Annotated in this window: 14 protein-coding genes; 11 read left to right on the forward strand and 3 right to left on the reverse strand. The window is 44.0% G+C overall.

Features of this window, described 5'->3' with window-relative positions; translation table 11 throughout:
• The first annotated feature begins 222 nt into the window (after positions 1-222).
• The 9 genes from AAFP11_RS08900 to AAFP11_RS08940 all read left to right on the forward strand — a co-directional run bounded on the left by AAFP11_RS08900 (position 223) and on the right by AAFP11_RS08940 (position 21,266).
• Positions 223-1,161 (forward strand): ABC transporter substrate-binding protein, encoded by a 939-nt coding sequence (locus tag AAFP11_RS08900; protein WP_341736774.1) that lies wholly within the window; start codon positions 223-225, stop codon positions 1,159-1,161.
• Complete coding sequence (locus AAFP11_RS08905; protein WP_341736719.1) at positions 1,158-3,380, forward strand: ATP-binding protein; 2,223 nt, start codon at positions 1,158-1,160, stop codon at positions 3,378-3,380. Before AAFP11_RS08900 ends, AAFP11_RS08905 begins: the two co-directional genes overlap by 4 nt.
• On the forward strand, positions 3,377-4,663 hold the full coding sequence (locus AAFP11_RS08910; protein ID WP_341736720.1) for a response regulator: 1,287 nt from the start codon (positions 3,377-3,379) through the stop codon (positions 4,661-4,663). The genes AAFP11_RS08905 and AAFP11_RS08910 overlap by 4 nt, the downstream gene beginning before the upstream one ends.
• 823 nt (positions 4,664-5,486) lie before the next feature.
• Positions 5,487-10,745, forward strand: coding sequence for a PAS domain S-box protein (locus AAFP11_RS08915; RefSeq protein ID WP_341736721.1), 5,259 nt, complete (start codon positions 5,487-5,489; stop codon positions 10,743-10,745).
• Positions 10,746-10,820: 75 nt separating this feature from the next.
• Positions 10,821-14,984 (forward strand): PAS domain S-box protein, encoded by a 4,164-nt coding sequence (locus AAFP11_RS08920; RefSeq protein WP_341736722.1) that lies wholly within the window; start codon positions 10,821-10,823, stop codon positions 14,982-14,984.
• Between the two features lie 85 nt (positions 14,985-15,069).
• Entirely contained in the window at positions 15,070-17,877 is a 2,808-nt protein-coding gene (locus AAFP11_RS08925; RefSeq protein WP_341736723.1) for an ATP-binding protein, read from the forward strand.
• Between the two features lie 31 nt (positions 17,878-17,908).
• Entirely contained in the window at positions 17,909-19,375 is a 1,467-nt protein-coding gene (locus AAFP11_RS08930) for a response regulator (RefSeq protein ID WP_341736724.1), read from the forward strand.
• 155 nt (positions 19,376-19,530) lie between these two features.
• The gene (locus AAFP11_RS08935) at positions 19,531-19,926 is read left to right on the forward strand and encodes a response regulator (protein WP_341736725.1); all 396 of its coding nucleotides are present in this window, start codon (positions 19,531-19,533) and stop codon (positions 19,924-19,926) included.
• Positions 19,923-21,266 carry an adenylate/guanylate cyclase domain-containing protein gene (locus tag AAFP11_RS08940; RefSeq protein WP_341736726.1) on the forward strand — a complete coding sequence of 448 codons (1,344 nt, stop codon included), beginning with the start codon at positions 19,923-19,925 and terminating at the stop codon, positions 21,264-21,266. Before AAFP11_RS08935 ends, AAFP11_RS08940 begins: the two co-directional genes overlap by 4 nt.
• Before the next feature lie 78 nt (positions 21,267-21,344).
• On the opposite strand, the gene AAFP11_RS08945 is transcribed toward AAFP11_RS08940, so the two are convergent.
• From AAFP11_RS08945 to AAFP11_RS08955, 3 genes are all read right to left on the reverse strand, one after another.
• Positions 21,345-22,229 (reverse strand): hypothetical protein, encoded by an 885-nt coding sequence (locus tag AAFP11_RS08945; RefSeq protein WP_341736727.1) that lies wholly within the window; start codon positions 22,227-22,229, stop codon positions 21,345-21,347.
• A 204-nt stretch (positions 22,230-22,433) separates the two neighbouring features.
• On the reverse strand, positions 22,434-23,039 hold the full coding sequence (locus AAFP11_RS08950; RefSeq protein ID WP_341736728.1) for a DUF1517 domain-containing protein: 606 nt from the start codon (positions 23,037-23,039) through the stop codon (positions 22,434-22,436).
• 147 nt (positions 23,040-23,186) lie between these two features.
• Positions 23,187-23,699, reverse strand: coding sequence for a hypothetical protein (locus AAFP11_RS08955; RefSeq protein ID WP_341736729.1), 513 nt, complete (start codon positions 23,697-23,699; stop codon positions 23,187-23,189).
• 37 nt (positions 23,700-23,736) lie between these two features.
• Between AAFP11_RS08955 and AAFP11_RS08960 the strand changes: the two genes are divergently transcribed.
• Positions 23,737-23,952 carry a hypothetical protein gene (locus tag AAFP11_RS08960; RefSeq protein ID WP_341736730.1) on the forward strand — a complete coding sequence of 72 codons (216 nt, stop codon included), beginning with the start codon at positions 23,737-23,739 and terminating at the stop codon, positions 23,950-23,952.
• Between the two features lie 150 nt (positions 23,953-24,102).
• A complete protein-coding gene (gene rfbB, locus AAFP11_RS08965) occupies positions 24,103-25,209 on the forward strand; it encodes a dTDP-glucose 4,6-dehydratase (RefSeq protein WP_341736731.1) in 1,107 nt (368 codons plus the stop codon).
• Positions 25,210-25,491: the final 282 nt, after the last annotated feature.

Raw genomic sequence — 25,491 nt, forward strand, 5'->3', positions numbered from 1 at the left:
AACTCCCACAACTTTCAAAAATTGCTTAAAAGTGAATATTCTATATAAAATACAAGCCGTGGGGGCTGTAGTTTTTTTAAAAATTCACTAACTAAAGAGTCGATCGATAGCATTCGATCCTGATTTTCATCACTTGTTGTATCTAAAAAAAACATGAAATTAGTCCCGCTTAAATTCCAGTCAATCGTCATGAGCCTATTTATCCTAACCCTGGCATCTACCATGTTGCTACATGGATGTGTCGGGAAACAGAACCTATCCCTTAAATCTTTGCGAGTGGGGATGAATAATTGGCCTGGATACGCGATCGCCCTCTATGCTAAAGAAGCAGGCATATTTAAGAACCGCGGACTCAACGTAGAATTAGTTCGATTCAACAACCAGCAAGATAACATTCGCGCCAGCCTTCGGGGGTCTTTAGATGCCAGCTTTGTACCGCTGTGGGAGGCGATGCAAGTAGACCCTGGGAACGATCGCCCAGCTTTTTTGATGGTGGTAGATATTTCCTCCGGTTCCGATGGAATTGTCGCTGGATCAAAGGTGAAATCGATGGCGGATTTGCGTGGCAAAACTGTAGGAGCTAAGCTGGGGACAGTCAGTCATTTGATTTTGTTAGAAGCTTTGAAATCCCAGAATCTGCAACCAAGCGACATCAAAATCAAAGACATTTCCAATGACACGGCAGTTCAACAGCTCAAGGAAGGTAAAATCGATGCAGCAGTCGTTTGGGAACCACTATTAAGTCAAACAGCTACAGCCATTAAAGGAAAAATTATTTTTACTACTAAAGATGTAGATAGTCTCGTCATTGATGGTTTAGCCACTCGCAGCAGCTTTGCAGCCCAACATGAAGCAGAATTCACGCAATTTATCCTAGCATGGTTCGATACAATTCATGCAGTAGAAACCAAACCCAACGAAGTCTTTGAGAGTGTAGCTCGGCAATTAGGACAAACCAAAGAGTCCTTTATGCAAGATTATTCAGGACTAAAAAAAGGAGATATTGCCATGAATAAACGGATGTTTGAAGGTCGTTTGGAGTCGGCAAAGCAACAAATTATTCAGTTGCTTGCCGATTCTCGCCATCGTCAAATCATCCGGGAAGATATTGATATTAACGATCGGCCGCTTAAGGCTGCCATTGAGCTATGGAAACCTTGAAGTCTACAATCTTGCTCAAGCGGCGCAGTCTCCAGAGGCAGTTGCTTGGTAGTCTTGGTGTGTCTCTTGTCGCCGTCGGGCTAACTACACTGGGAGTCAACTATCAACTGACTCGGACCAATTTAGAAAAACAAGTGGAACAGCGAGCTTCGTCGATTAATCAAGGTTTGCAGTTTGCTACTGAGGGGTTAATTGAGCTTGACAATACGAGTGCTTTGCAGCGGGTGGTTCAAAATTATGCTACTTTGCCCGCGGTGGTGGAAATTGCGATCGTCCGTCCCAATGGCACGGTGATGGCTCATAGTTCTGGGTTTATCCCCAGTCGTCCCTATGGGGCAATTCATCCAGAGTTGGCTGTTGTGATGGAGAAGGCTGCTAGGACTGGGGTGGAAACTAGCGATCGCCTCCAGGTGCAAGACAAGGCTGTGCTGGTGGGTTTGTTGCCTTTTAGCACCACTTTATTTCAAGTTGGTGGCAGACGAGGATTGGCAATTGTGATGCTGGATGTTGAGCAGATGGAGCGAGGTATTTGGCAAACTTTTCTGGCATCAATGTTGGTTTTTATGGCTGGTATTGGAGCGATATTAGCGCTCACAGGGGTTTTGATTCGCCTCTTGGTTTTGCAACCGATCGATCGCTTGCGTCAAGCGGTAATCCTCAGTCAGGAGACAGGGAACTTTGCCCTCCCGCCGTCTATTTCTAGTAATGAAATTGGTTTCCTGGCTGCTACGTTTAATCGGATTTTTAAGCAAAATTTAGATTTACTGGAACAAGCTCGTCAACAGGCTGTTGTTTTGTCTGAAGCGAAAAAGCTGGCTGATAGTGCTAACCAAGCTAAGAGTGATTTCTTAGCCAACATGAGTCATGAATTGCGAACTCCGCTCAATGGCATTCTGGGCTATGCTCAAATTCTTGATCGTAGCGAAAATCTGACTGAGCGAGGGAGTAAGGGGGTCAGCATTATTTATCAATGTGGTTCCCATCTCCTGACTCTAATTAACGATGTTCTGGATATTTCTAAAATTGAGGCTCGCAAAATGGATATTCGCCCTGGCGATTTTCATTTGCCTTCTTTTCTTGAGGGGATTGCGGAAATTTGTCGGATTCGGGCAGAACAAAAGGGTATTGATTTTATTTACACGCCTGGTGAGTTGCCCTTGGGGGTGCGATCGGATGAGCAGCGGTTGCGTCAAGTTTTGATTAATCTGTTGGGTAATGCTATTAAGTTTACCGATCGAGGTTGTGTCACTTTCAGGGTGAATATTGAGTCGGATCATACACCGGGTTGCTTTCTGGCTCGGTTCGTAATTCAAGATACGGGTGTGGGGATGGCGACAGACCATTTGCAGAAAATTTTTCTGCCTTTTGAGCAAGTTGGTAGTAGTAAAAAACAGTCAGAAGGGACGGGATTAGGACTATCAATTAGCCAAAAAATTGTCGAATTAATGGGCAGTCATCTTCAAGTAAAAAGCGAGCTTGGTGTTGGCAGTACCTTTTGGTTTGAAGTTGAGTTAACTGAGGCGGCAGAGTGGGCGATCGCTTCTCGCAAAAATATCCACGGAAATATCATCGCCTATCAGGGGGAAAGGCGCAAGATATTAATTGTGGATGACCGATGGGAAAATCGGGCTGTGATTGTGAATTTGCTGGAGCCGATCGGCTTTACAATGATCGAAGCCTGTGACGGGAAAGAAGGCTTGGCGCAACTTGTCCACAGCCCAGATTTAGTCATCACTGATATTGCGATGCCGATTCTTAATGGCTTTGAGATGCTCAAACATCTGCGCCAAAATCCAGCTTACCAAACCTTGCCTGTGATTGTATCTTCCGCCAGCGTGTTTGAGCTAGACCAGGACAAAAGCATCGTCGCCGGAGGTAACAGCTTTTTGGCCAAGCCAGTCCAGGCGGAAATCCTGCTAGACAAATTGCAAGCACTGCTCAAACTCGAATGGATTTATGAATCTGCCAACCCTAATTGGAATCAAACAGTCTCTGAAAGTCCCCCAGCAATAGTTCCACCGGCGATCGAAATCCTACAATATTTAGCTCAATTGATAGAAGAAGGAGACCTTTTCAAAGTCGAAGAAGAGTGTCATAGTTTGGCTCAGTCCCAGCCTGGGTGTGCTTTTTTTGCTGAGGCTGTAATTCAACTGGCTGAGAGTTTCCAAGCTAAAAAATTAATGGCATTCATTCAAGAGTATCTGGAGGCGGCATCATGAGTGGCGGATTTATTTTGGTTGTGGATGACAATCCTACCAATCTGGCAGTAATTTCCCAAGCACTCCGCAGTGTGGGCTGGCAAGTCCGCATTGCCATAGATGGCGAAGATGCCCTTAGCAAAGTAGCACAAAATCCGCCGGAGCTGATCTTGCTGGATGTACAGATGCCTGGAATCGACGGCTTTGAGGTTTGTCTGCGACTGAAGGCTAATCCGAAGACTGCTGATATTCCCATTATTTTTATGACGGCCCTTTCTGATACTACTAGCAAGGTGAAGGGGCTATCTCTGGGGGCGGTGGATTACATCACTAAGCCTTTTGAGCAGCAGGAAACTATTGCCCGCGTGCGCGTCCACCTCCAACTGCGTCATCTGACTCAAACTCTGGAGCAGCAGGTGCGGGAGCGCACGAGCCAACTGAGTCTGGCTCTGGAGGAACTCCAGCGTTCTCATCTGCAAGTTATTCAAAGCGAAAAGATGTCGGCCCTGGGCAATTTGGTGGCTGGGGTGGCTCATGAAATCAATAATCCCATTGGCTGCATTGTGGGTAATGTGGGTGCGGTAAATGATTATTTTGCGGTTTTGTTTGGCATCATTGAACTCTATGGCCAGAGGTTGCCCCATCCCGATCCTGAGATGTTGATGGCGTTAGAGAGGGTTGATTTGGACTATGTGCGCCAAGATTTGCCGAAGCTGGTGAAGGCGATGAAGGAGGGTGGCGATCGCATTAAGGCCATTAGCCAGAGTCTGCGTACTTTTTCTCGTGCAGATACCGATCGCCCTGTGCCCTATAACATTCATGATGGCATCGACAGTACGCTAATGATTCTTCAACATCGTCTCAAGGCTAATGAGTTGCGTCCCGAAATTCCTGTAGTCGCGAACTATGGGGATTTGCCACTGGTGGAGTGCTATGCGGGGCAGTTGAATCAGGTGTTTATGAATCTGTTGGCTAATGCGATCGATGCGATCGATGAGAGCAATCAAGGGCGGACTTATGAGGAGATTGAGGCTCGGCCTAGGCAAATTGTGATCACTACGGAGTTATCGGGCGATGGCGAAGTGGTGATTCGGATTAAGGATGGGGGTAAAGGGATGACTGAAGAAGTGAAACAAAGAATATTTGACCATTTATTTACTACGAAAGGGGTGGGTAAAGGTACCGGGTTGGGATTGGCGATCGCCCATCAAATTATTGTTGAAAAACATGGTGGTAAACTTACTGTTAATTCAGTACCTGACCACGGTACAGAGTTTGCGATCGCCATTCCTGTCAAATCATAAAATAAAATGGAATAGAATATAAGGAAAGGTTCTAATTTAAATCTCAACATTAAAGCAATTTGATATATATCTACCTGAATCACCTATGCCTAACAAGCTGCAAGTGCGATCGGCACTTTAGATCGCTGGCAGCCCATTTATCATTCCCAATCAGTTATAATCCAAATGCAACTATAGGATTTACCATAGGATTTACCCCTTAAATTGCATATTTCTCCTTACCTGGGTAGGGTGCATTTCAATTTTGCATAGGCGAAGCATGACCGTAGTAAATCTCTGGTTATAACTAATAAATTGTCTGCGGTCATGCTTCGCCCCTACTAATATATAGCGGTTCTCAAAAAAGTGAGGTATGCCCACGGAACCCTATGCCCTATGCCCCATGCCCCATGCCCTATGCCCAGTCGTACCTCATCTTTCTGAGAAAGGCTATATTTGCCAAACTGGGATGCACCCGCTGGGTAACTTCTAATACCAATTTTTTATGAGGCTGCATAGAATCCGATCCCCCCTAGCCCCCCTTAAGAAGGGGGGGACAAGAATCTTCTCAAAGTCCCCCTTCCCCCCTTGGGGGGGGCTAGGGGGGGGTGGGGATTTAGGGGGATCGAAATATGTGCAACTTCACATTAAATTGGTATAACCTTTTTTGTAATTTCTGGACTTAAATCTCCTAACTTAAGCCACTGCGAGGGTGCATCCGAGAGCAAAAACTAGGATTAGTAAATAACTAGAGAAGAGCAGTGTTTTTTGCAGGAATAGGACAGTTAAAGTAGTAAAATTTGCCAAAAACAGCCAACGTTTTTAACATCCCAGTTGAAAATCTATGTCCCAATCCTTAGAACAGAATCAACCAATTAATCCCTTAACCACTGAAGACGATCGCCCTTTGCTATCCACCAGAGACAGACAATTGCAGGCTGTGTTTGAAACCGTCCTAGATGCGATCGCGATCGCCGACGACGAAGGCAGATATCTCGATCTCAACCCCGCCGCCTGTAAATTATTTGGCCAAGACACAGATGAACTCCTCGGACGCTCTATTAGTGATTTTACTGAGCATGGAGTTGATTTTACACAACTATGGCAACAATGGCGACAACCAGAAACAGCACGAGGGGAATTGAGCCTAGTGCGGGCTGATGGAGAAATCCGCACCGTAGAATATGCGGTGACGGCAAACTTTGTACCCCAGAGCCATCTGTTAGTAATGCGAGACATCACAGATTGCAAGCGAGCAGAAGCACAAGTAGAAGAACTTACCCGCCAACTCGCCCAAGAAAGAGCCCAAGTGCGATCGGCCAACATGGAGCCCGCCAGCCCAAATGTTCCGCCAGAGTATCATCGCCTAGATGAAATTGCCCGCCACATCGGGGGAGTGCTGTATCAATTTCGGATGCGCCCTGATGGTAGTTTCCATTTCCCCTACGCCAGCGAGAAATTGCGAGAGATTCATGCAGTTTCCCCCAAAGAAGTGTGCGAAGATGCCTCTGGGGTATTTAAAGCAATCCACCCGGATGACATCGATCGCATCCATCAATCCATTCTCGATTCCGCCGCCCATCTGACACCTTGGTATTGCGAATATCGAACTTGCTTACCCGATGGGCGAGTGCTGTGGTTGCGCGGTAGTTCTACACCCCAGCGAGAAACTGATGGCAGTATTATTTGGTATGGCTATATTCGAGATATCACTGACATCAAAACTGCCGAAGCTGATACTCAACGTCTGCTGGCCATTTTAGAAACCACCTCAGATTTCATCGCCACTGCTGATGTCACAGGTAAACCCATTTACCTCAATCAAGCTTGGCGAAAATTCCTGAATCACGATGAGGAGGCTATAGCCTCCGTCGAAATCTCTAATGCTCATCCCCAGTGGGTTTTAGATCGTATTTTCAATCAAGTTTTACCGGAAACAGCCCGTTGTGGTACTTGGCGGGGCGAGACATTTTTACTAGATCCGGCAGGAGGTGAAATCCCGGTTTCTTTGGTCGTCCTAGCTCATAAATCGAAAGATGGAACAGCAGAACACTTTTCCGTAATTATGCGGGATATCACAGAGACTAAAGCCACAGAACTAGCACTCCGAACCAGTGAAGAAAAATTCCGCAGCATCATTGAAAATATCAACGATCTGGTTTATGTCATCAATCCCGATCGCACCTTCAGCTATCTGGGTCCCCAATTAAAAGATATGACGGGATACGAAATAACAGAATTGTTAGAGCGGCCTTTTGCTCCTTGGGTTTATCCAGCAGATTTACCAATTTGTGTAAATACCCTACATCGCTGTTTGCAAGGTGAGAAACTGCGGGGAATTGAATACAGAGTTTTGCATAAAGATGGCAATTATTACTGGCATTCGGCAAATTTAACCGCCTTGCCAAATCACGATAGACCTGGGGTTTTTTGTTTGGGAATAGCGCGTAATATCCACGCCGAAAAGCAAGCACAAATCGCTTTAGAAGCAAGCAACAGCCGCTGGGAGCTAGCCATAGAAGGAGCAGGAGACGGCACTTGGGATTGGAACCTCAAAACGAATGAAGTTATCTTTTCTCGGCAGTGGAAAGCGATGCTGGGCTATGCAGAACATGAAATTACGAATGTTTTAGCAGAGTGGGATCTTCTGGTGCATCCAGAAGATAAAGCTCGATGCTATGCAGATTTTGCCAAACACTTTGACCGCGAAACTTCTACCTATCGCAACGAGCATCGCCTGCGCTGCAAAGACGGTTCTTACAAGTGGATTTTAGACCGTGGCCAGGTGGTTGAGTGGGATACTGAAGGTAAACCTTTGCGGTTTATTGGCACTCATTGTGATATTAGCGATCGCAAAACCGCTGAATTAGAACTCGAACAGTTTTTTAGCCTTGCTATCGATTTGCTCTGCATTGCCGATGTCAGCGGCCATTTTCGTCGCCTGAATCGCGCTTGGGAAACAGTTCTCGGCTACAGCACTCAAGAACTAGAAGGTCAACTCTTTCTCGATTTGGTTCATCCCGACGATCTCGCCTCAACTCTAGATGCAATATCTAATTTGAGCCAACAGAAACCAATTCCCCAGTTCACTAATCGCTATCGCGCCAAAGATGGTAGTTATCGATATATGGAATGGCGTTCTACTCCCTGTGGAAATTTGATTTATGCCACCGCACGGGATATCACAGAGCGCAAACAAGCAGAGTTAGAAAATTGGCGGATTCAGAAGTTCCTCAGCTCAGTCATTGAAAATATCCCCAACATGGTATTTGTCAAAGATGCCGTCGATCTTAAATATGTGAGCTTCAACAAAGCTGGCGAAGAACTAATCGGTTATCCAAGAACAGCATTACTAGGAAAAAATGACTACGACTTGTTTACAGCAGCCGCAGCCGATTCATTCCGCTCCCAAGATCGAGCAGCCTTGGCCAGCAGTCAGGTTTTGGATATTCCTGAAGAACGGATTCAAACGAGTCATCAAGGCACTCGAATTTTGCATACAAGGAAAATTCCGATTCTGGATGAACTTGGCAATCCGAAATACTTATTAGGGATTTCTGAAGATATCACAGATCGCAAGCAAGCAGAAAATGCTCTACGAGCGAGTGAAGAAAAACTGCGATCGCTCTTCGACTTGTGTCCTTTGGGAATTGCACTCAAGGATATGCAAGGTCGTTTCATCGAAGTCAATAGCGCCGCCGAAACCATCTATGGCTATACTCTTGAGGAATTGAAGCACTTAAGCTATTTGGATTTAACCCCTCAAAAGTATGCCGCTGCTGAAATCCATCAATTAGAATTGCTCAACACCATCGGTCGTTACGGCCCTTACCAAAAAGAGTATATCCGCAAGGATGGATCTTTGTTGCCCGTGGAATTGCTCGGAGTATTGGTGACAGGTAAGGATGGGAGTCAATATATCTGGTCAGTGATTATTGATATCAGCGATCGCAAACAAGCCGAAATGCTAATTCAAAAAAGCCAAAAACGTTATGAAACCCTAGCAGAAGCATCACCAATTGGCGTGTTCTTAACTGATGCCAAAGGAGACTGTCTCTATGTGAATCAAACTTGGTCGCAAACTACGGGATTAACTCAGGAAAAAGCCCTCGGTCTAAATTGGGATCGGACTCTCCATCCTCAAGACCGAGAGCGCGTTTTTAAAGAATGGTATGACAGCGCCTCAGTTAAACAAAAATTTCAATCAGAGTACCGCTTTCTGCGGCCCGATGGTAGTGTCGCTTGGGTGCTAGGTCAAGCTTTACCTCTGATTGATAGTAGGGGTGAAATCGAAGGATATGTGGGCACTGTCACTGATATTAGCGATCGCAAACAAGCTGAAATCAAGTTAGCCACATCTCAAGCAGAGTTAACGGCATTATTGAATGCCATACAGGATGTGATTATTGTCCTGAATACAGAGGGACGCTATCTCAAAATAGCTGGTGGTTCATCAAGTCTGTTATACCGACCTTCCCAGGAACTTTTGGGCAAAACTCTTCACGAAGTCTTACCCCAAAATCTCGCCGATACTTTCCTCAATGGCATTCACCAAGCCATCATTACTCAATCCGTCACCCAGTTGGAATATTCCTTACCCGTAGGCGATCGTTTATTGTGGTTTGATGCCAGGATTTCTCCCATGTCTCAAGAGCGAGTAGTTTGGGTAGCCAGAGATATTACCGATCGCAAACGTCAAGAACAAGCTCTCCGCTTAATTGTCGAAGGTACGGCGGCGAAAACAGGGGAAGAATTCTTCAAAAGTTGCGTTCAATATCTCGCCCAAGCCTTAGAAGTCCGTTATGCTTGTATTTCCGAATTTGTTAACTCCGAAAAATCCATCGCCACAACTCTTGCATTTTGGGCTGGAGACGACTTTGGCGAGAATTTTACCTACAATCTATGTGGCACACCCTGTCACAATGTCCATCGCATCGCTGAGGTGTGTCGATACCCAAATCTGGTCCAGTGCTTGTTCCCCAAAGATGATGATTTAGTCACTCTCCAAGCCGAAAGTTATGCTGGTTTGCCGATTGTAGATGCGACGGGCAATCGTTTGGGACTATTGGTAGTTTTAGACACTAAACCCATGGTACAAGATATCGAAATGCAGTCAGCTATCTTGAAAATTTTTGCCACCCGTGCCGGTGCGGAAATGGAACGGATGCAGGCGGAAGCAGCCTTGCGTCGATCGTCCATGCAACTGCGGCTGCAATCAGAAGAATTAGCCACCACCCTCAACAAGTTGCAACAAACCCAAAGTCAGTTAATTCAAGCCGAAAAAATGTCAAGTTTGGGGCAATTAGTAGCCGGAATTGCTCATGAAATTAATAATCCCGTCAGTTTCATTTATGGTAATCTGCAACCTGCCACTGATTATGCGAGCGAATTAATTAAGGTAATTCACCTTTACCAAAAATACTATCCGAGTCCACCGCAGGTCATTTCGGATATTCTCGAAGATATCGACTTTGAGTATCTGGCAAGTGATTTTTCTAAGCTCTTGGAATCTATGAAAACAGGAGCCACAAGAATTAGAGATATTGTCAAGTCTCTGCGGACTTTTTCGCGCTTGGACGAAGCAGATTTAAAAGAAATAGATATCCATGAAAATATGGATAGTACCTTAATGATTTTGCAAAATCGGTTGAACGGTAGGGCTGGAAAACCAGAAATTAATATTACCAAGAATTATGGCGCATTACCTTTAATTGAATGTTATGGCGGTTTATTAAATCAGGTGTTTATGAATTTGTTGAGCAATGCTATTGATGCCATCGAACAACGGCAAGAAAATATCGAAAATAGCACCACGTTAGATTACTTTGGTCACATTAGCATCGCCACTTCTATGGCTTCGGAAAATTGGGTTCGCATCTCTGTTCAGGATAATGGCTGCGGCATGACTCCCGAAGTTCAAGAAAAAATATTTAATCCATTTTTCACGACGAAACCTATCGGAAAAGGTACGGGGATGGGGTTAGCAAATAGCTATCAAATTGTCACGGAAAATCATCGTGGTAATTTGCGGTGTATTTCTACACTGGGAGAGGGGACTGAGTTGGCGATCGAGTTACCGATTTGTGAGTTAAAACCCACATAAATTTACGTGTGGAAAAGCGGACATTTCCAGAAATGGGGTTGAAAAACCCGTGTTTGTAGCACGCTTTGGGCTAGAATGGTAAAGTTTACGTGCCAATTCTTAAACGATGACATGGCCCCAAACGATCGCCCTTTGCTATCCGCTAGAGACACACAATTGCGGGCTGTGTTGGAAACTGCCTTAGATGCGATCGCGATCGCCGACGACGAAGGCAGATATCTCGATCTCAACCCCGCCGCCTGTAAATTATTTGGCCAAGACACAGATGAACTCCTCGGACGCTCTATTAGTGATTTTACTGAGCCTGGAGTTGATTTTACACAACTATGGCAACAATGGCGACAACCAGAAACAGCACGAGGAGAATTCTCTCTAGTGCGGGCTGATGGAGAAATCCGCACCGTAGAATATGCCCTCACGGCAAACTTTCTGCCCCAGAGACATCTGTTAGTGATGCGAGACATCACAGATTGCAAGCGATCGCAAGCACAAGTCCAAGAACTTACCCGCCAACTCGCCCAAGCCCAACTGCGCTTAGCTGCTATGGAACCAGTAAATCCAGCTATCCCCGCAGACTATCATCACCTAGAGCAAATAGCCCGCCACATCCCCGGCGTTATTTATCAGTTTCGGCTGCGCCCTGATGGTACTTCCCATTTCCCCTACGCCAGCGAAAAGTTGCGAGAGATTCATGCAGTTTCCCCACAACAAGTGCAGGAGGATGCCTCTTTGGTGTTTAGCGCGATCCACCCGGATGACATCGATCGCGTCCATCAATCCATTCTCGATTCCGCCGCCCATCTGACACCTTGGTATTGCGAATATCGAACTTGCTTACCCGATGGGCGAGTGCTGTGGTTGCTCGGTAATTCTACACCCCAGCGAGAAACTGATGGCAGTATTATTTGGTATGGCTATATTCGAGATATCACTGAGATCAAAAGTGCCGAAGCTGATACTCAACGTCTCCTTGCCATTTTAGAAACCACCTCAGATTTCATCGCCACGGCTGATGTGACAGGTAAACCCATTTACCTCAATCAAGCTTGGCGAAAATTCCTCAATCACGATGAAGAGGCTATAGCCTCCGTGGAAATCTCTAATGCTCATCCAGAATGGGCTAAGGAGATCCTATTCAATCAAGCCTTACCCGAAGCCGCCCGTTGTGGCACTTGGCGGGGCGAGACGGCTTTACTAAATCCCGCAGGAGGTGAAATCCCTGTATCTCTGGTCATCCTAGCTCATAAATCGAAAGAGGGAACAGTAGAACACTTTTCCGCAATTATGCGGGATATCACAGAGACTAAAGCCACAGAACGAGCACTCCGAACCAGTCAAGAAAAATTCCGCAGCATCATTGAAAATCTCAACGATCTGGTTTATGTCATCAATCCCGACAGCACCTTCAGCTATCTCAGTTCCAACTTTCAAGAAGTTACGGGATACGACATCGCAGAATTGTTAGGTCAGCCTTTTGAGCCGTCGGTTTATCCAGCGGATTTACCAATTTGTGTAAATGCCTTACATCGCTGTTTGCAAGGTGAGAAACTGCGGGGAATCGAATACCGATTTTTGCATGGAGATGGCAATTATTACTGGTATTCTTCCAATTTATCAGCCCTGACAAATAACCAAGGGCAAGTGGTTTCTTATTTGGGGATAGCGCGTTATATCCACCATCGAAAACAAGCAGATATCTCCCGACAGGAACTTACGCGACAACTGGAAGAAGCACAACGAGTTGCCCAGATTGGGAATTGGTCCTTTGACTTAACTACACAAAAAATTACTTGGTCAGCAGAATTATTTAGGATTTTTGGTATGAATCCCGAACAGGGAGAACCAAAGTTTGCAGACCATATCAAACAATATTATGGGGAAGATGGAGAATTATTTGTAAGTTATGTTCAGGCCGCCAGCGAGCAGGGAATTCCCCAAAATTTTGACCTGCGAATCTCTCGATTAGATGGTGCTATCGGCTATATCAATGGTCGCATTGAAATCGAACGCCAAAACGGAAACATTGTGCGTTTGTTTGGGACGGGGATGGATATTACCGATCGCAAACTTGCCGAAACTCAACTGAAGGAAATATCTGAGCGTTTGTCATTTTCACTCCAGTCAGGGGGTATTGGCTGTTGGGAATGGGACATCATCGACAATACCCTCGTTTGGGACGATCGGATGTACGAGCTTTATGGCGTCACTAAGAACTCCGATTCCCGATTAGCTTACGAGATTTGGGCCACGGGGCTACATCCTGATGACCGAGAGGCGATCGAAACATTAATCAATCAAGCTGTTTTAGGACAAGCTGAATACAATACAGAATTTCGTGTGGTTCATCCCGATGGTAGTATCCATTTCATTAAAGCCTTTGGTTTAGTTCGGCACAACGACAAAGGCAATCCGCACAAGATGATCGGGGTTAACCTTGATATTAGCGGAGCAAAAAAAGCCGAAATTCAACTCCAACAAAGCCAAAAACGCTATGAAACCCTAGCAGAAGCATCACCAATCGGCGTGTTCTTAACTGATGCCAAAGGTGACTGCCTTTATGTGAATCAAACTTGGTCTCAAACTACGGGATTAACTCAGCAAGAAGCTATAGGCCCCGATTGGGCTCGGACTCTCCATCCTGATGACCGAGAGCGTGTTTTTCAGGAATGGTATGACAGCGCCTTAATTAAACAAAAATTTCAATCAGAGTACCGCTTTCTGCGGCCCGATGGTAGTGTCGCTTGGGTCATCGGTCAAGCTTTACCTGTGATTGATAGTAGGGGTGAAATCGAAGGATATGTGGGTACTGTCACTGATATTAGCGATCGCAAACGTCAAGAACAAGCTCTCCGTTTAATAGTCGAAGGTACGGCGGCGAAAACAGGCCAAGAATTCTTCAAAACTTGCGTTCAATATCTCGCCCAAGTCTTAGAAGTCCGTTATGCTTTAATTGCTGAATTTATTGATTCCGAAAAATCCATCGCCACAACTCTAGCATTTTGGGCCGGAGACGACTTTGGCGATAATTTTACTTACAATCTCAACGGAACACCCTGTAAAACTATTAACAGTATGTATGAGGTGTGTCGCTACCCAAATGCCGTGCAATGCTTGTTCCCGGAAGATGATGATTTAGTTGCTCTCCAAGCCGAAAGTTATGCTGGTTTGCCCATTACAGATTCCGCTGGCAATTATTTGGGAGTGCTGGCGGTTTTTGACACCAAGCCGATGCTAAAAAATCTTGAAATGCAGTCTGCTATCTTGAAAATATTTGCCACTCGTGCCGGCGCAGAAATGGATCGGATACAGGCCGAAGCAGTGCGCCAGTCAGAAATTCAACTGCGGGTGCAATCTGAAGAATTAGAAAAAACCCTCAAAAAGTTGCAAAATACCCAAACCCAGTTAATTCAAGCCGAAAAAATGTCTAGTTTGGGTCAATTAGTAGCTGGTATTGCTCATGAAATTAATAACCCCGTGAACTTTATCTATGGCAATATTCAACCCGCCACCGATTATTCTAGCGACTTAATTGAGCTAGTTCACCTTTACCAAGAGCATTATCCCAGTCCGCCGCAGGCAATTTCTGATTGGATCGAAGAGATCGACCTTGAGTATCTGATCGGCGATTTTTCTAAGCTGCTGGAATCCATGAAAACTGGAGCCACGCGCATCAGCGATATTGTGAAGTCTTTGCGGACTTTTTCGCGCTTGGATGAAGCAGATATAAAACCCATCGAGCTTCGTGAAAATATCGAGAGTACCTTAGTGATTTTACAAAATCGCTTGAACGGTAGGCAGGGAAAGCCCAAGATTTCTCTCACCAAGAATTATGGCAAATTACTCAAGATTGAATGTTATGGTGGTTTATTAAATCAGGTATTTATGAATTTGTTGGTCAATGCTATTGATGCGATCGAACAACGGCAAGATAGCCTGGAACCTATGGCACAGTTAGATTATGTGGGTCAAATTGCGATCGCGACTTCGATCTCTTCTGAAAATATGGCACTCATCTCTATTCAAGATAATGGTTGCGGGATGACTCCCGAAGTTCAAGAAAAAATATTTAATCCATTTTTTACGACGAAACCTGTCGGAAAAGGTACGGGGATGGGCTTAGCAACTAGCTATCAAATTGTCACGGAAAATCATCGGGGTAATTTGCGGTGTATTTCTACACCAGGAGAGGGGACTGAATTTGTGATATCCTTACCAATTGGCAAGTTAAAAATGCGGTAAATGTTAGTATACCAAAACGGGGTTTTTGATACAGCATATTAAAATTCCCTACAAACTAAAACCTAGAATCATACGGATGCGATTTATGTTGACTAAAACTATATCCTCTAGCTTCGGCGAACTCTCTGGGAAGTTACCATTACGCACTGTTCTGATTGTTCCTTTTGTCTTCCAAACATTTGTGGCCGTGGGAATTGTCGGATATCTTTCGTTTAAGAATGGACAACAAGCTGTGAACAATGTGGCAAATCAACTCAGAGGAGAAATTACCAACCGCATTGATTTAAACCTGAAATCTTATCTCACAATTCCCCATCAAGTAAATCAAAGTAATGCAGTTGCTTTAGATTTAGGACAACTAAAGTTACAAGATTTAGTCGGTTTAGAACGTCATTTTTGGCGACAAATTCAAATTTTTGACAGTTTGACCTTTGCGGGGATTGGATTGGAAAATCAGGAAAACTTAGGGGCAGAACGAGCCGATGATGGTTCCCTAACTGTCAGAGTTTCGACTATTTATAGTAACTTTGATTTTCGTACCTACGCTATGAATCAAAAAGGCGATCGGACCAAACAACTGAGTAACAAACCTAACTTCGATCCTCGCACTCGTCCTTGGTACAAAGCAGCAGTTGCGGCCGGAAAACCAACCTGGAGTCAAATCTATCCCCATACCAAAGGTATTACGTCTTATTTAGGGGCAGCCATGCCTTATAAAAATGAATCTGGTCAACTGCAAGGAGTCCTACTAACAAATATTAATCTATCCCAAATTGGCAAATTTTTACAAAGCTTGAAAATTGGTAAAACCGGACAAAGCTTTATTATCGAACATGATGGGATGCTGGTTGCTACTTCCACCGGAGAAAAACCAATTCGCACGGTGGCTAATAAAGACTTTGGAGCAGAAAGAATCAAAGCAATTGACAGTAGCAATCCCCTCACCAAAGCCACTGCCGTATTTTTTGCCCAGAATGCGATCGCCCAAAAACAGACCGCGCAGCAACTAGAATTCAACCTCCAAAACCAGCGACATTTTCTACAAGTCTTACCTTTAAGGGATGATAAAGGCTTAGATTGGTCCATAGTCGTGGTAATTCCAGAATCCGATTTTATGGCAGAAATTGATGCCAACAACCGCACTACAATTTTGCTATGTATAGCAGCTTTAATTCTCTCTATACTAATTGGTATTCTGACCGCCCAGTGGGTGACAAAACCCATTTTGCAGTTGAACGAAACCGCCAAGGATATTGCCAAAGGCAACTGGAATCAATCGGGAGTAATTAATCGCCGAGACGAAGTTGGACAACTTGCTAAATCCTTTAATAGCATGGCACATCAGTTGCAAGAATCCTTTGCAACTTTAGAGCAAAAAGTCGAAGAGCGAACATCAGAATTAGCCACCTCGAACCAACAACTAGAACTTGCGAAAGAAAAAGCAGAAGTGGCAAATCAAGCAAAAAGCACATTTCTAGCTAATATGAGCCACGAATTGCGCTCTCCCCTCAACGCAATTTTAGGCTTTGCTCAAATCATGCTCAGAAGTCGATCGCTCCCATCCGAACATTTCGAGAGTGTGGGGATTATTACTCGCAGTGGCGAACATTTACTAACATTAATTAACGAAGTATTAGACCTGTCTAAAATTGAAGCTGGTCGCACAACAATCAATGAAAAACAATTCGATATGTATCGATTAATCGACGATGTAGAAGATATGTTTCGCCTCAAAGCTGATGATGCTGGATTGCAGTTGCTATTCGAGCGCGGTTCTGATGTTCCCCGTTACCTTCGCACCGACCAAGTTAAACTCCGTCAAATTTTGATTAATTTGCTCAATAATGCGATTAAATTTACAAAAGAAGGTGGAGTTTGTGTGAGAATTTGTATGAATAGTGGATTGCTAAGTTCAGGTGAAACCGATAAAAATAGTCAAGAAAGAGTGGGAAATAACCAACAAATTTATTTTGAAGTAGAAGACACAGGTATGGGAATTGCACCGGAAGAATTAGATAAACTTTTTGAAGCATTTATGCAAACTGCATCGGGAAGAAATGCTCAAGAAGGGACTGGGTTAGGTTTAGCAATTAGCCGTCAGTTTGTGCAACTTATGGGTGGTGATATCACTGTCAGCAGCAAAGTAGGAGTTGGCACAATTTTCAAGTTTGATATTACAATTCAGGTTGTTGATACCGCTGACGATGAAGCAGAACAAAACAAACGTCGCGTCATTGCACTCGAACCAAACCAACCTCGATACCGCATTCTCATCGTTGATGATAAACCTCTTAACCGTCAGTTATTAGTTCAATTACTCAATCCATTAGGGTTTGAATTGAGAGAAGCCACTAATGGTCAAGAAGCGGTGGATATTTGGCATGAGTGGAACCCGCATCTCATCTGGATGGATATGCGAATGCCCGTGATGGATGGTTACGCGGCTACACAAAAAATTAAATCCACGACGAAGGGACACGCTACTGCTATTATTGCTCTAACAGCTAGCGTTCTGGAAGAAGAAAGAGCTGTGGTTGTATCGGCTGGCTGCGATGATTTTATGCGGAAGCCCTTCCGGGAGCAAGAAATTTTTGCAGTAATGAACAAACATATCGGCGTGCGTTATATTTATGAAGAGGCGATCGATAAAGCAGCTCAAACTCTATCGAAAACTGACATCAAAGACGTGCTTGAACCGGAAGCCCTAGCTACCTTGCCACCAGATTTACGGGCCAATTTAGCTAGTGCGGCCCAAAGTTTGGATATTGGTGAAGTAGACCATCTCATTCAGGAAGTCAAAGCTATAAATGCGTCGATAGGAAATGCGTTTTTAGTATTAGCTAATGAATTTGAATATGGCAAAATTGCATCCTATATCGAAGCAGTCAAGTAATTAAATTTTGAATTTCTCTTGTATAACTAATATGAATGACATGGCTTTTACTTCCGATCCTGCTAATATTTTAGTGGTAGATGATACTTTAGCAAATTTACAACTACTCGTGGGTATTTTAACAAAACATGGCTATAAGGTGAGACCTGCAAAAGATGGAAATCAAGCTCTATCTGCAACTCAAATTATTCCTGTAGATTTGATTTTGCTAGACATTAATATGCCAGAAATGGATGGCTATGAAGTCTGTACCAAGCTCAAATCCGATCCCAAAACGCGGAATATTCCAGTCATTTTTATCAGTGCGCTTAATGATGTGCTTGATAAAGTTAAAGCCTTTGGTGTCGGCGGTGTAGACTATGTAACCAAACCCTTTCAGGTAGAAGAGGTTTTAGCTCGCGTCGAAACCCATTTAGCATTGCAGCGACTCCAAAATAACTTGCAATCAAAAAACGCAGAACTGGCTCAAACGAATCATGAGTTAGCCAATACCTTAAATCAACTACAAGCAACCCAAGAAGAACTCATTCAATCGGAGAAAATGGCAGCACTCGGACAGCTAATTGCAGGGATTGCTCACGAAGTCAATACGCCTTTAGGTGCTATTCAATCTTCCGTCAGTAATATCTCTAAATATTTGGAAGAAATATTTGAAGATTTGCCCCTGTTTGTAGATACACTTTCTGCTAAACAAATTAAATTAATTCTTAACATAGCATTATGTTCTATTAACAATAAGCAGGTATTTTCGGCCAAAGATAGTCGCAAAATAAAGCGAGCTTTAACTCACGAACTAGAAGAAATGGGAGTACCTGATGCAGATACCATAGCTGATACGCTATCCGATATGAAAATCCATGAAGACATCGAGTCATTTTTACCGATACTGACTCATGCGGATAGCATTAGAATGCTGGAATTTGCGTATAATATTTCAGGATTGCAGCGAGGTGCAAATACGATAGAAACCGCAGTAGAACGTGCTGCTAAGGTTGTATTTGCCTTGAAAAGCTATGCTCATTCCGATCAAAAGAATCAGCTATTTAAAACTAATTTAATAGCAGGAATTGATACTATTTTGACCCTGTATCAAAATTCTATAAAACAGGGGGTTGAAGTGGTGCAAAACTACGCAGAAATTCCACTGATTTACTGCTATCCCGATGAACTAAATCAAGTATGGACAAATCTGATTCATAATGCTATTCAAGCAATGGATAACAAAGGAATACTAACCATTGATGTTACGCAAGAAAGAGGATTTGCCAAAATCAGTATTACCGATGGTGGCAAAGGAATTCCCGAAGAAATTAAAGACCGAATTTTTGAACCTTTCTTTACCACTAAACCTCCGGGCGAAGGAAGTGGATTAGGATTAGATATTGTTCGGAAAATTGTTAAAAAACATGAAGGTGAAATCGAAGTAACTTCTGTCCCCGGAAAAACAACATTTACAGTTTATTTAAGTATGAATCTCCAACCAGATAGTTCCTCCTAGGAGCAATCATATCAAATCCGGTAACATCGGAATTATTCATCTCTCTTCTCTCCCTCTGTGTTCTCTGCGTTCTAGTAAGGTTAAATCATTCCGATGCAGCCGGAAACGATATCACCCATTCCCAATTACCAATTACCAATTACCAATTAATTACCATGTCTAAACCTGTGATTTTGTGTGTTGATGATGAAGCCGTGATTTTAGAAAGCTTGAAGGCTCAATTGAGAAAAGCATTAGGAAGTTCCTATGTTTATGAAGTCGCCCAAAATGCTGAAGAAGCATTAGATATTATTGATGAATTAAATGAAGATGAGGTGAGCATTTTATTGATTGTTTCCGATTGGCTGATGCCAGGAATGAAAGGCGATGAATTTATGGTTCGCGTGCATCAAAAATTTCCTAATATTGTCAAAATTTTATTGACAGGGCAGGCAGATCAAGAAGCTATCGATCGAGCTTATGCAGCAGCTAATTTACATCAATGTTTGTTTAAACCCTGGTCGGAAAAAGAGTTGATCGAGACGGTCAAGTCTGGATTAGAAAAATTATGACAAAAATTTCTAAAAAACTTGTGATTGTTTGTGTAGATGATGAAGCTACTATTTTAACGAGTTTGAAATCGGAACTGAGAAAAGCTTTCGGAGAGGAGTATAGAATCGAAATAGCTGAAGGGGGTGAGGATGCTTTGGAGTTACTGGCAGAATTAATTGAAGAGGGTGATGAAATTCCCTTGATTATTTCCGATTACATTATGCCGGATATGAAGGGAGACGAACTATTGCGCCGCGTTCACGAAATTTCCCCAAAAACCCTGAAAGTAATGCTGACTGGGCAAGCTACTATTGAAGCGGTTGCTAATGCGGTCAAATACGCTAAGCTTTATCGTTACATCGGTAAACCTTGGCAGGATGAAGATTTAAGACTAACGGTAACAGAAGCAATCCACAGTTACAGTCAAGATAAGCAACTGGCACAAAAAAATTATCAACTTATAGAAATGAATCAAGAGTTAGAAACCCTGACTCGCAGGCAAGCTAAACTAATTGCAGAACTTCAAGAAAAAGAAAGTTATTTACAAGCACTTAATGAATCTTTTTTACGTTTTGTTCCTCGTCAGTTTCTTCAATTATTAAAAAAAAATAGCTTTCTAGATATTCAATTAGGTGAACAAATTCAGCAAGAAATTTCGGTGTTATTTTCAGATATTCGAGATTTTACCAGTTTATCAGAAAGGATGACACCGGATGATAATTTTAAATTTATTAATGGTTATCTCTCTCGGATGGAACCCGCGATTATCGAAAATAATGGGTTTATTGATAAATATATTGGTGACGCGATCATGGCTTTATTTAGTGGAGATGCGGATCGGGCAGTCACAGGTGGAATTGCTATGCTACAAAGGCTAGCGGACTATAATACCACGCGCACGAGACCCGAACGTCCGCCGATTAAAATTGGCATTGGCATTAATACGGGGATATTAATACTGGGAACTGTGGGTGGTGCATCTCGGATGGATGGAACTGTCATCGGCGATGCGGTGAATTTAGCATCTCGTTTGGAGGGATTAACTAAAGAGTACGGCGTGCCTTTGCTGATTAGCGATCGCACATTTCGAGCTTTAAAAAATCCTGAAAATTATGACATTCGTTTGATCGATCGCGTTCGAGTCAAGGGGAAATCGGAACAGGTAGCCGTGTATGAAGTTTTTAATGCCGATCCCCCGGAATTGCGAGAAGGGAAGTTAGCCATGCAAAGCAATTTTGAAAGGGCGATCGTTTCTTATCATGCCTCTGATAAAGAGGTGGCCCTTCGACTGTTAGAGCAATGTTTGCAAGCCAATCCTGGGGATACAGTGGCTAGAATGTATTGGCAACGCTGTCAGTAAATTGACGATGATATGTACAATACCCGACTTTTTGAAAAAAATCGGGTATCGATTGGCGATCGCCCACTAATCTCGAACCTAACGCCTTCTACGGCTTCCGAAAGCCGGACTCCGACTGGGTGTACGAGAGTTTCCACCGCTACCAAAACTTGGAGTGCGCCTTTGCTGCGGGGAAGTTGGTTTTGTCGATCGTCTCAAAGTGCTGCCACCATAACCCGAACCGGTCGATCGATTGGCATTGGGCGGTACTGGGCGACGAGTTGCGGGTGCGTTGGATGTGGGCGATCGCAAGCGGCCAGTAGTCCTTAAAGCTTGACGGTTTCTGACAGCGGCTGGGGGGGCTTGATAGCGAGTTTGATATTGGTTAACAGCCTCGCGGTAAGTGTTACCGTACCCGCCATATCCTGTGAGAATCACTCCCGGCTGATAGACTGGTGGCACATAATATCGGGGTGTGAATAACAAACTGCCGATCGCCTGACCGGCCAAGGCCCCAGCAAACGGAGCCCAGAAACCAGATTGCTGTCTCACTACCACTGTTTGTGGCTGACCTGTTTGAGGATTACTGACTGTTTCGGTCACGTTATGAACGTACTCTATTTTAAAATCTTCAGTCAAATGTAAACTGGCTAGATCTTTTTGTAAATTCAGATAACTTTTTTTACCTTGGGATATTTCCTCATCCGTTAACCTAGCCATTTGCAAATCTCTCGATCGATAAATAGAGGAAGTACCGGGGGGAGTATTGAGCAACATCAAACTATATTCCCCGTCAGTATCGTCGTAGGTAGCTTGCTGTAAGGGATATTGACCTTGACTTAAATTATTATTGCTAGGGGGGGCAGAACGGACAGTATTAACATTCTGATTTGCCTTCGGCGTCGTGGGACTGGGAGAACCACAGGCTATAGTGGTCACGCACAATGTTAAAGCCATGAAATAAACTATCAATCTTCGCAGCATAAATACTAATTGGTTATTGGTTATTGGTTATTGGCGTCGCCCTGCCCTTCGACTACGCTCAGGAACCGCGAAGTCGAAGGGTTATTGGTTATTGGTTATTGGTTATTGGTTATTTTAGGCACAGTCTAATTACTAACTAATGACTACTAACTAATGACTACCAACTACTAACTACTAACTAATGACTACTAACTAATGACTTCCCTAGAGAGGAATGAGTTCGGAAAAATTTACCAACAATTGGTCGTTAGTAAGTTCGTCTCCCAACTGTGCGGGCGAAAAGTGAATTTGGATAGCTCTGAGCCTTTGCTGATAGTATAAATTAATCAGTGCTTTTAAACCCTGTTTTAGGGCGCTGATGTCTGCTAGGTCTGTTTCCAGTTGGGGAACTTCGCCTTCATAGGCTACTGTCAGCATCACCACGACATTTCTAGTCACGGGCAAAGATAAGGGAGAATTGCGATCGTCCACAGAGTTGCTGTATTGAGGTTCGCTCAGATAGCGTTCCGCTGAATCTGTAAACAGTTCATCTACATAATCGCCTGCTTCCCCTTCATCCCAAAAAACGTCACCTTCGTTGGCCGCTGATTGCCAGTAGTTATCGTACTGCAATAGGTGATTGCAAACTTCTACCAAGCCTTCTCCGAGGACTGTTAAATCCCCATCGGCGTCTATGGCATCTCTGGCAGTGCTGTTGAGAACTCCCAACAATGGTGCAACTTCTTCACCAGTGAGGTGAATGAACACGCGACAAACTGCAAATCGCGTTTTACCTGTAAATTGATTGAATCGATCGCCAATAGCATTCATAACCCATGGTTTTAATCTATAGTTATATATTTTACCGTTTTAAATGAAAATTTTTTGTCTATCTTGTGACTGATTTTGAGTAATCGGTGATTACCTGAAGTAAATCGGAGTTCCGATTTACTCCAAATTGGTGCTACCGCAAGATTACTATTGGACGATCGCACTTGGGGCAGATTCGATCGGGCGAGACGATCCCAAATCCAGTTCGCCACCTGGTGCTTCCGGGTGTTCCCGAACTACTCCCAGGGGTGATGCACTTTCAGTTGCAGCCATCGGGGACTCGGATTCAGCATCCGTGGGAACTTCCAGGTATGCTTCCATCGATTCATCGGCGATCGACTCTTGAAAAACTTCAAAATTATCACTCATGGCAGCGCAAGCAGCCTGAGCCCGCTTGCCTACGCGGTAACTCATGTAAGCAGCACCACCGCCCAAAACCCCAGCTAAGCCGAGAAAACCCAAAGCTAATGTTTTGTAAGATTTACAGGGATTCATTTGAGCCTGGCCACCGGAACCAACTAGGGTTGTTCCAGAACCAGATTGAGCAGCATTGGATTTGCTGTAGGGACAAGGAAAAGCCAATGCTGCGTCGCCTAGTGCAATACTGCTCGCGATCGCAACGGTGGAAGCAATGCCAGCTAACACTTGAAACTTTTTCATGGTCCTCTGGATTTTGTAAAGGATAATTAAAAAAATAATGGTAACAGCTCTTCACAAATCTATCAACTCTCAGAGCACCCACAATCGCGACTCGATCGCAAATATCCACAATCAACAGCAATCACCACTGCCAATTGCGTGTCCCAACAAACAACCCAAAGCCTTGTCTGGCAAGCATTTGAGCGAATACAGAGGGGTTGCTTTCCGGAGGTGTCGCCCAGAGTGCGATCGCACCCCCCATGAAAAAATCTGATATCAAAGAGTAGAAAATTTAATTACACAGTGACAAATACTTGGTGACAAACTACTTTTAAGGTTATTTTTGAAAAGACTTAGTTATGGCAAGCAATGTCAGTAACTCAGGTCTAAAGACGCTGAGTTTCCCACTTACCGGACTTTTTTTATGACAGACAGCAAGGATCAAGGCCAAGTACGATCGCCTCGTCGATTGTTGGTAACAGGTGGCGCTGGATTTATCGGCTCCAATTTTGTACATCACTGGTGCAGTAGCTATCCAGGCGATCGGGTAGTGGTACTCGATGCTCTCACCTATGCAGGAAACAGAAAAACCCTAGCCAGTTTGGAAGGGGGAGAAAATTTTCGGTTTGTACAAGGGGATATTTGCGATCGGGCCCTGATCGATACCTTACTTCAAACCGAAAACATCAACACAGTCGCCCATTTTGCAGCAGAATCCCACGTCGATCGATCGATTATCGGACCCGCAGCCTTTGTCCAAACAAACGTTGTCGGAACCTTCACCCTTCTCGAAGCCTTCCGCAAGCATTTTGAAGCAATAGACGACTTGTCCCTCAAAGCACAAATGCGCTTTCTCCATGTTTCCACGGACGAAGTTTATGGCAGTCTTGGCCCCGACGACCCAGCATTTACTGAAACAACCGCCTACGAGCCCAATAGTCCCTACTCAGCCTCAAAAGCCGGTAGCGACCACCTCGCCCGCGCCTATTTCCATACCTACGGCGTCCCCACAATTATCACCAATTGCTCTAACAATTACGGTCCCTATCACTTCCCCGAAAAGCTAATTCCATTAATGTGCATCAATATGCTTTTGGGCAAACCATTGCCAGTTTATGGCGACGGTCAAAACGTCCGAGATTGGCTATATGTACTCGACCACTGCCGAGCTTTAGATGCCGTAATCCACAACGGTAAGCCGGGAGAAACTTATAATGTAGGCGGCAACAACGAAGTAAAAAATCTCGATTTAGTCAAGATGCTATGCCAACTAATGGACGAGTTGGCAGAAGATTTACCCGCCCGTCCCTGCGAACAATTAATCACCTTTGTCAAAGACAGAGCCGGACACGATCGACGTTATGCTATTGATGCAACCAAAATTAAAAATGACCTAAATTGGACTCCTTCAGTCACAGTAGAGGAAGGTTTGCGGCGTACTGTGGAATGGTATTTAGCCAATCGCGATTGGTGGGAGCCACTGCTGTCGGAAGAATATCAGAGTTACTACCGCAAAGTCTACACTAATTAGTCAGTAGTCATTAGTTATTGGTTATTTGTTATTTGTGATTTGTTAGTAGTTGTGAGTCATTAGTTAGTAGTTGCCTCCACTAACGAATAACCAATAACAAATAACAAATAATGAAAGCTTCCACTACAATATAGAAAGCAACAATGACCGAAATCAAATGGATCGATCGCCTCCTGGAACCTAAATACTGGCTGTTAGGCATAGCCTCCGGTTTGATTGTCATACACCTGACTCTCACTGCTAGAACAGACAGTACAGACCTATTCGGCACAATGTTACTCT

This window comes from Microcoleus sp. CAWBG640 (assembly GCF_020883015.1).
GTDB classification, from domain to species: domain Bacteria; phylum Cyanobacteriota; class Cyanobacteriia; order Cyanobacteriales; family Microcoleaceae; genus Microcoleus; species Microcoleus anatoxicus.